Annotated in this window: 7 protein-coding genes; all 7 read left to right on the top strand. The window is 74.2% G+C overall.

Going from position 1 to position 8573, the window contains the following annotated elements; translation table 11 throughout:
• Positions 1-166 precede the first annotated feature (166 nt).
• The 7 genes from ABD361_RS03010 (at position 167) to ABD361_RS02980 (ending at position 8564) form a co-directional block, all read left to right on the top strand.
• On the top strand, positions 167-1225 hold the full coding sequence (locus tag ABD361_RS03010) for an alpha/beta hydrolase (RefSeq protein WP_344433057.1): 1059 nt from the start codon (positions 167-169) through the stop codon (positions 1223-1225).
• Positions 1218-2411, top strand: coding sequence for an acyltransferase family protein (locus ABD361_RS03005; RefSeq protein ID WP_344433056.1), 1194 nt, complete (start codon positions 1218-1220; stop codon positions 2409-2411). The genes ABD361_RS03010 and ABD361_RS03005 overlap by 8 nt, the downstream gene beginning before the upstream one ends.
• Before the next feature lie 67 nt (positions 2412-2478).
• On the top strand, positions 2479-4998 hold the full coding sequence (locus ABD361_RS03000) for a non-ribosomal peptide synthetase (RefSeq protein WP_344433055.1): 2520 nt from the start codon (positions 2479-2481) through the stop codon (positions 4996-4998).
• A 215-nt stretch (positions 4999-5213) separates the two neighbouring features.
• Entirely contained in the window at positions 5214-6170 is a 957-nt protein-coding gene (locus ABD361_RS02995; RefSeq protein ID WP_344433054.1) for a TauD/TfdA family dioxygenase, read from the top strand.
• A gap of 34 nt (positions 6171-6204) precedes the next feature.
• The gene (gene sbnB, locus ABD361_RS02990) at positions 6205-7245 is read left to right on the top strand and encodes a 2,3-diaminopropionate biosynthesis protein SbnB (RefSeq protein ID WP_344433052.1); all 1041 of its coding nucleotides are present in this window, start codon (positions 6205-6207) and stop codon (positions 7243-7245) included.
• A 33-nt stretch (positions 7246-7278) separates the two neighbouring features.
• Complete coding sequence (sbnA, locus tag ABD361_RS02985) at positions 7279-8322, top strand: 2,3-diaminopropionate biosynthesis protein SbnA (protein ID WP_344433050.1); 1044 nt, start codon at positions 7279-7281, stop codon at positions 8320-8322.
• 32 nt (positions 8323-8354) lie between these two features.
• Positions 8355-8564 (top strand): MbtH family protein, encoded by a 210-nt coding sequence (locus tag ABD361_RS02980; RefSeq protein WP_344433049.1) that lies wholly within the window; start codon positions 8355-8357, stop codon positions 8562-8564.
• The last annotated feature ends 9 nt before the right edge of the window (positions 8565-8573 follow it).

Raw genomic sequence — 8573 nt, 5'->3', positions numbered from 1 at the left:
CAGGGAAACGCCCCGGCGGGGTTCCGAGCGGGCTTTAGCGGGCGGGAATTGCCCTGATAGTCCGCCGATAATTCGGCTTTTTAGGCTCCCGGCCACCAGTTCCCGGCCGGGAGGCGGAATGAATCACTCCGCTCGCCCGGCACAGCAACGCGGAGGTCGTGACATCGTGCCGGACGAACCGGAGGACACCATCGTCGAGGGCCGCAGGCCCCCCGGGATACCCCGGCCCCTGCGGCGCGGCCTGCTCGCCGCCGTCGTCGCCGCCGCGGTGGCCGTCCCGGTGACCGGCGCCCCCTCGCAGGCGCGCGACGTGCAGACACCCGCCCCACCGGCCCTGCCGGCCATGGCGGCGGACACCCTCGACGCGCGCTACCGGCTCACCCGGCAGGCCGCCGAGGACGCGGCCGTCGCCGCCGAGCGCGCCGACGACACCGACCGCGCCGCCGCCCTGCGCGCCCTGGCCGCGCCCGGACGGCACTTCCTGTCCTTCGACGGGCGCGGCCGCGGCCGGGCCGTGGAGGTCGTCGGCGACGACCTCGCCACCGCCTCCACCATCACCGTCCTCGTGCCCGGCGCGGACACCACCGTGCGCCACTTCGACAGCCACGGCTCCACCTGGGCCGCCCCCGGCGGCGGCGCCCGGGCCCTCGCCCGCCAGCTGCGCGCCGACGACCCCGGCGGCCGGCACGCGGTCGTCGCCTGGCTCGGCTACGACACCCCCGAGACCATCAGCGGCGCGGTCATCACCCCCGGCCGCGCCCGGGAGGGCGCGCGCGGCCTCCTCGCCTTCCTGACCGGGCTGCGCGCCGCCGCCCCGCACGCCCGGCTGACCCTGCTGTGCCACTCCTACGGCTCGGTCGTGTGCGGCAGCGCCGGCCCCGGCCTCGACGCCGCGCACGTCGCCGACGTCGCCCTCTACGGCAGCCCCGGCAGCGGCGCCACCACGGCGGCCGGCCTGGACACCGCGGCCCGCATCTGGGCCGGCCGGGCGAGCGGCGACGGCATCGCGCGCGTCCCGCACGTCTCCCTGCGTCTGCCGCTGGACATCACCCTGGGCCTGGGCACCGACCCGGTCTCCGGCGCGTTCGGCGCCCACCGCTTCGCCGCCGGCAGCGGCGGCCACGGCGACTACCTGCGCCCCGGCGGCACCGCCCTGCGCAACCTCGCCCTGATCGCCCTCGGCCGCACCGCGGACGTCACCGCCACGGGAGGCGACCGTGCGTGAGACCGTCACGGCGCTCGCCCGCCGCGTGGAGGCCGCCACCCCTGCCCGCCGCGACCGGGCCGTGGACGCCCTGCGCGCCTTCGGCATCTGCGGTGTCGTCCTGGGGCACTGGCTGGTGACGGCCGTCGTCCAGGACGGCGACGGACACCTGTACACCGACAGCCCGCTGGGGCACCTGCCCGCCCTGACACCCCTGTCCTGGGTGCTGCAGACGCTCGCCGTCTTCTTCCTCGTCGGCGGCTACTCGGCCGCCCGCAGCTGGGAGTCGGCCCGCGCCCGCGGCGAGTCGTACGGGCGCTGGACCGCCCGCCGGCTGGGCCGGCTGACCCGCCCCGTGCCCGCCGTCCTGGGTGTCTGGATACCGGCCGCCCTCTGGCTGACGGCCGGCGACGCCGGCTGGGGCACGGTGCGCACGCTGATCGCGCTCGTCGTCTCCCCCCTGTGGTTCCTGTGCGTCTTCGCCGCCCTGACCGCGGCCACCGCCCCCGTCGTGGCGCTCGTACGCCGCCTGGGGCCCCAGGCCGCGCTGCTGCCTGCCGCCACGGTGGCCCTGGTGGACACCGCCCGGTTCGGCTGGAACACCCCGGAGCAGCTCGGCTGGCTGAACGTGCCGGCCGGCTGGCTCGTCCCGTACGTCCTCGGCACCGCCTGGGCCGCAGGTCACCTGCGCGGCGTCCGCGCCCCGCTCGCCCTGCTGGCCGGCGGCGCGGCGGGCACGGTGGCCCTCGTCCTGGGCTGCGGCTACCCGGCGAGCATGGTCGGCGTGCCGGGGCAGGACGTCTCCAACCTCAGCCCGCCCACCCTCGCCGCCGTCTGCTTCGGCCTCGCCCAGGCGGGCCTCGCGCTGGCCCTGCGCGGACCGCTGCGCCGCCTGATGGGCCGCCCCCTGCCCTGGATGCTCGTCGCCGGGCTCAACCTGTCGGCGATGACGGTGTTCCTGTGGCACCAGACGGCCATGCTGCTGACCACCTGCCTGGGCCTGACCGCCGGCCCGCTGCCCGGCCTGCACACCGCCCCCCTCTCCTTCGGATGGGCGCTGGAGCGGCTCGCCTGGCTTCCGGTGTTCGCCGTCGTCCTGGGCCTGCTGATGCCGCCCTTCCGGCACCGCGAGCACGCCCCCGCACGCACCCGCAAACGCCGGGCCGCATTTATCCGCGGGAGAGCTGAATTGATATTCCACCGATAAAGCCCCCGCCTAGTGTCGCTGAGGAAAGTAATCCGATGAATTATCCGCGTGGAGGGTTGCGCTCGTGGTGAGTTGGGCTGACGGGCACGGGCCGGAGGCGGCCGGTGCCGCGGAGGGCGAGAACCACTGGCGGGAGGTGCTCACCGCCGGCGGCTTCACCGCGCTGCCGCGCTGGACACGAACCCCCGGCGCGACGGCGGACGAACCGTCCGCGGAACACCGCACCCGCGCCCCCGGGGCGCTCGCGGAACTCGCCGCCCGCACGGCCGGCGAACTCGGCGTCTCCGTCGGCGCGGTGCTGCTCGCCGCGCACGTGAAGGTGCTCGCGGCGCTCACCGGCGACCGCGACGTCGTGACCGGCTGCCTGCGCGAGGGCTGGAGCGCCCCGCTGCCCTGCCGCGTCACCGCCGAGGACGGCACCTGGCGCGAGCTCGTCGCCCGCGCCGTCGGCGCCGAGGCCGCCACCGAACGCCACCACGGCCACCCCCTCGACGCCCTGCGCGCCGAACTGCGCCGTACCGACGCGCTGTTCGACACCGTCCTGGTCACCGACCGGGCCCCGGCCGAGGACGACCTCGCCCCCGGCGTCCTGCTCGCCGTCGGCCTCGACGTCACCGGCACGGCCTCCGGCGACGCCGAACTCGTCGTACGCCACCGGCCCCACGCCCACGACGCCGGCTTCGCCGCACGCGTCGCCGGCTACCTGCTCACCGCCCTGCGCGCCATGGCCGCCGACCCCGACGCCCCGCACCACGAGCTGTGCCTCATCGGCGACGAGGAGCTCGCCTTCCAGCTGCAGGACCTGGCCGGACCCGAGCGCCCCCTGCCCGACCTGCGCTTCCACGAGCTCTTCGAGGAACGGGTGCGCCTGCACCCCGACCGCGTCGCCGCCGTCCACGGCACCGAGCGCTGGACGTACGCCGAGCTCAACAGCCGCGCCAACCGCATCGCCCGCGCCCTGCGCGCCCGCGGCCTCGCCGACGAGGACGTCGTCGCCGTCGTCGCCGAACGCAACCTGCACTGGCTGGCCGGCGTCCTCGCCGTCCTCAAGGCCGGCGGCGCCTACCTGCCGGTCGAACCCCACTTCCCCGCCGGCCGCATCGCCACCGTCCTCGCCCGCGCCGACTGCCGCTGGGCCCTCGCCCAGCGCGACAGTGCCGCCCACCTGGACGAGGCCACCGCCGGCCTCGGCACCGTCACCACCGGCTACCTCGACACCCTGCCCGCCGAGACCGACGACGACAGCGACCTCGGCCTGCCCGTCGGCCCCACGCAACTCGCCTACATCTACTTCACCTCCGGCTCCACCGGCCTGCCCAAGGGCGCCATGTGCGAGCACGAGGGCTTCCTCAACCACCTGCTCGCCAAGATCGAGGACCTCGGCGTGCGCGAGGGCGGCACCGTCGCCCAGACCGCGCCCCAGAGCTTCGACATCTCCCTGTGGCAGCTCGTCGCCGCCCTCCTCGTCGGCGGCACCACGCTCATCGTCGAACAGGACGTCGTCCTCGACGTACGCCGCTTCGTCGACAAACTCGCCGCCGAACGCGTCGAGGTCGCCCAGCTCGTGCCCTCCTACCTGGAGGTCATCCTCTCCCACCTGGAGGACAGCCCCCGCGAACTGCCCCACCTGACCTGCGTCTCCGCCACCGGCGAGGCCCTGAAGAAGGAACTTGCCGAACGCTGGTTCGCCGCCTTCCCGCAGGTCCGGCTCGTCAACGCGTACGGCCTGACCGAAACCTGCGACGACACCAACCACGAGGTCATGGACCGCGTCCCGGACCACCCCTCCGTGCCGCTCGGACCCCCCGTCCGCAACGTCCTCGTCCTCGTCGTCGACGAACGCCTCAACCCCGTGCCCCTCGGCGCGCCCGGCGAGATCGTCTTCTCCGGCATATGCGTGGGCCGCGGCTACGTGGGCGACGAGGAACGCACCCGCGCCGCCTTCGTCCCCGACCCCTTCCGCGCCGGCCGCGGCCGCCTCTACCGCTCCGGCGACTTCGGCCGCTGGCTGCCCGACGGCAAACTCGAATACCTCGGCCGACGCGACTCCCAGATCAAGATCCGCGGCTTCCGCATCGAGATCGGCGAGATCGAGAACCGCCTCCTGCGTGTCCCCGGCGTCCGCGACGGCGCCGTCGTCGTCGCCGGCGAGGGCGACGGCCGCCACCTCGTCGCCTTCTACGCGGCCGACGAGGACCGCCCCGTACGCGAGACCCTCGCGGCCGACCTGCCGCCGTTCATGGTCCCCGACCACGCCCACCGGCGCGAGGCACTGCCGCTCACGGCCAACGGAAAGATCGACAAGAAGGCCCTGACGGCACTCGCCGCCGAACTGGCCGTCGCCGACGCGCCGTTGCGGGCCGCGCCGCACACGCCCACCGAACGCAGGCTGGCCGCGCTGTGGGCGGCGGCCCTGAAGGTCCCCGAGGACCGCATCGGCCGCCACGACCACTTCTTCGAGACGGGCGGCACGTCACTGTCGGCCCTCCGCCTCGTGATCGCCCTCGACCGCCGCATCACGGTGACGGAACTGGCCCGCACGCCGATCCTGGCGGAGCTGGCGACCGTACTGGACAAGCGGAGCTAGCCCCAACCCCGCCCTTCCACCGTTCCCGAGGGGGCCTGCGGCCCCCTCGCACCCCCGCTTCGGGGGCTCCGCCCCCGCACCCCCGACCGCGCTCCGCGCGGTGGACGGCGCCGCCGGTTTGTGGGCAATCGTTCCGCTGGGCGGAACGGGTGGGCACAAACCGGCCCACCGGGCCGCACCACCCCGGACAACAGCAACCACCCACAGGACGCACCATGACCACCCTCCTCGACCCACCCCTCACCGTCACCACGGAACCCGGCCGCACCCCCGTAGCAACTGTCACGTCCCTCGACCGCGAAGCAATCCGCACCGCCCTGGCCACCCACGGCGCCCTCCTCCTCCGCGGCCTCGCCGTCGCCTCGGCCGCCGACGTGGCCGCCGTCGCGGACGCCCTCGGTGTCGTCCCGATGCGCGAGCGCGAGCGCTTCGCGGCGCGCCGCGACCTGGGCAGCGGCGTGTACTCCGGCTCGGAGTGGCCGCACGACGAGCCGATGTGCATGCACCACGAGTTGAGCTACGCCGCCGAGGTCCCGGCGACCGCCGTCTTCGGCTGCCTGACGGCCCCGGCGGAGGGCGGCGCGACCGCCGTGGCCGACTCCCGCGAGGTGCTGCGGGCGCTGCCGGCGGACGTCGTGGAGCCGTTCCGCCGCCTGGGCTGGCTGCTCAAGCGCGCGTACCACGAGGTCGGCGTGGCGTGGCCGGAGGCGTTCGGCACGGACGACACGGCGGCCGTCGACGCGTACTGCGCGGCGAACGCCGTACAGGCCGAGTGGTTGCCGGACGGCCGCCTGCACACCCGCCAGCGCCGGGCGGCGATCATCAGCCATCCGGTCACGGGGGAGGAGGTCTGGTTCAACCAGGCCGCGTTCCTCAACGGCCGCACCCTCGATCCGATGATCCGCGAGTACCTCGTGGCGATGTACGGCGAGGACGGCCTGCCGTTCGACACGGCGTACGGTGACGGCACGCCCGTCCCGGAGGACGTCGTGGAGACGATCAACGCCGCCTACCGCGCGGCGACCCGCCGCGAGCCGTGGCAGCGCGGCGACGTGCTGCTGGTGGACAACCTGCGCACGGCGCACAGCCGCGAGCCCTACCGGGGCGACCGCGAGATCGCGGTCGTGCTCGGCGATCCGGTCCGCCTGCCGGGCCACGTCCTCGGGCTCTGAGAGCCCGTACCGCATCACGGAGACTGACAGACGCATGTCGCAGACCGATACCCCTACTTTCGCCGTCATTCCCGGCGCCCAGGTCCACCGCATCCTGCAGGGCCGTGAGCGGGAGGTGACCGATCTGGTCGAGGCCGCCTACCGGCTGCACGGGGAGGGCGCCACCGTCAATCCGCCCTCGTACTTCCTGCGCTTCCCCGACCGGCCGTCGTCGCGCATCATCGCCCTGCCCGCCTCGCTGGGCGGCGGCAACCGCGTCGACGGGCTGAAGTGGATCTCCAGCTTCCCGGAGAACGTCGCAGCTGGCATTCCGCGCGCCTCGGCGGTGCTGATCCTCAACGACCATGCGACCGGCTATCCGCTGGCCTGCCTGGAGAGCTCCATCATCAGTGCCGCCCGTACCGCCGCGTCGGCGGCGCTGGCCGCCCGCGCGCTGGCCGACGGCCGGGCGGGCGCCCCGCGACCGCGCCGGGTGGGTTTCGTCGGCACCGGTCTGATCGCCCGCTACCTGCACACCTATTTGGTGGGCACGGGCTGGGAGTTCGACGAGGTGGCGGTGCACGACCTGTTCGCGGAGCACGCGGAGGGCTTCAGCGCGTACGTGCGCGGCACGGGTACGGCGGCTCGGGTGACCGTGCGCGAGAGCGCCGAGGACCTGATCCGCTCCTGCGACCTGGTGGTGTTCGCCACCGTCGCGGGCACGCCGCACGTCGAGGACCCGGCGTGGTTCGCGCACAACCCGCTCGTCCTGCACGTCTCGCTGCGCGACCTCGCGCCGGAGGTGGTGCTGGGCGCCACCAACATCGTCGACGACGTCGAGCACTGCCTGAAGGCGAACACCTCGCTGCACCTGGCCGAGCAGGCCACGGGCAACCGCGACTTCGTCCACGGCACCCTGTACGACGTCCTGACCGGGGGCGTGGAGCTGCCCGCGGACCGGCCGCTGGTCTTCTCGCCGTTCGGTCTGGGCGTCCTGGACCTGGCGCTCGGCAAGCACGTCTACGACGCCGCGCTGGCCGGCGGCGAACTGGCGGTCGTCGACGACTTCTTCCACGAGATGCGGCGCTACGGCTGACGCCTCGCCGGACCGCAAGAACCGGAGGACAACGTGCCGATCATCTCGGTACCCCAGGAATTCAACGAAAACGATCTCTACGTCGATCTGCGCACCGCCCTCGGCCTGCCGCTCTACCTCAAGTGCGAGGGCCTGAACTTCGCCGGCTCCGTCAAGCAGAAGGCCGCGGCCGAGATGATCGAGGCCGCGGAGCGGGAGGGCCGGCTGCGGCCCGGCTCGGTCCTGGTGGAGTCCTCGTCGGGCAACCTCGGCGTCGCCCTCAGCATGATCGCGGCCAGCAAGGGCTACGGCTTCCTGTGCGTGACCGACTCCCGCTGCAACCTCGCCACCCGCCGGCTGATGGAGACCTTCGGCGCCCGGGTGCACACCATCACCGAGCCCGACCCGGAGACCGGCTTCCTGGGCGCCCGCATCGCGTACGTGAGCCGGTTGTGCGAGAGCGACGAGCGGTACGTGTGGCTCAACCAGTACTCCAATCCCAACAACTGGCGTGCCCACCACCGGCACACCGCGCCGGTGATCTCCCGCCGCTTCCCCGACCTCGACACGCTGTTCGTCGGGGCGGGCACCACGGGCACGCTGATGGGCTGCGCCCGCTGGTTCAAGGAGCACCGCCCGGACGTACGCATCGTCGCCGTCGACAGCGTCGGCTCGGTCACCTTCGGCCGGCCGCCCGCCCCGCGCATGATCCCGGGCCTGGGCGCGGGCGTCCGCCCGCCGCTGCTGGACGAGGCCTACGTGGACGACGTGGTGCTCGTCCCGGAGCGCGACACCGTGCGCGCCTGCCACCGGCTGGCCTCGCGCGGCTTCCTCTTCGGCGGCTCCACGGGGACGGTCGTCGCCGGCGCCGCCGCCTGGCTGGCCGACCGGGCGCCGGTGGGCACCGCCGTCGCCCTCTCCCCGGACCTGGGGGAGCGCTACCTGGACACGATCTACCAGACCAACTGGCTGCACGGGGTCTACGGCCCGGACGTGCTCGACGCCCTGGACGCCGCCACCACCCCGGACACCGCGCACGCCGCGCACACCGCGCACACCGCCGACGACCCGGTGTCGCTGGCCACCGCGACCGCCTGACCACCGCTCACGAAGGATCAAGGATCACTGCCATGACCAACCCGTTCGAGAACACCGACGGCCGCTACCTCGTGCTCGTCAACGACGAGCGCCAGTACTCGCTGTGGCCCGCCTTCGCCGAGGTGCCGGCCGGCTGGCAGGTCGCCCAGGGCGAGTCCGGCCACCAGGAGGCCCTCGACTTCATCACCGCCACCTGGACCGACATGCGGCCCCGCTCGGTCGCCGAGGCGATGGCGGCCTGACGCGCCCGC

The sequence above is a fragment of the Streptomyces luteosporeus genome, assembly GCF_039532865.1.
Classification (GTDB): Bacteria; Actinomycetota; Actinomycetes; order Streptomycetales; family Streptomycetaceae; genus Streptomyces; species Streptomyces luteosporeus.
The sequence above is the reverse complement of the archived record's forward strand: the minus strand, read 5'-3'. Positions and strand labels throughout refer to the sequence as shown.